This window comes from Pseudomonas sp. SIMBA_067 (assembly GCF_046534675.1).
GTDB lineage: Bacteria > Pseudomonadota > Gammaproteobacteria > Pseudomonadales > Pseudomonadaceae > Aquipseudomonas > Aquipseudomonas putida.
In genome coordinates, this window is record NZ_JAWRYH010001317.1 from 1 (window position 1) to 237 (window position 237).

At 65.8% G+C, this 237-nt stretch carries 1 protein-coding gene; it reads left to right on the top strand.

The window, feature by feature from the left end; translation table 11 throughout:
- Window positions 1–237: hypothetical protein (locus SB765_RS33595; RefSeq protein WP_410933030.1), on the top strand; the 237-nt coding region annotated here is incomplete at both ends.

Below are 237 nucleotides of genomic sequence, written 5' to 3' on the forward strand. Positions count from 1 at the left end.
TATGATCTTCCACACCCGCTTCGTGCTGGCGGCGTTCCTCGGCTGGGCCGCGACCTGGAATTCGCCGCAACGTGACGACGACTCCACCCCGTGGGGCGAGGCTGTGCGCCGCCATGGTCCGCAAACCCTGTTGGGTATCGCCTGGGCTGGGCTGGTGGCGTGGCTGAACCCGAGCTTCCTGTGGTGGCTGGCGCCTATCGTTGGCTCGTTGGTGCTGTCGATCCCGGTTTCGGTGAT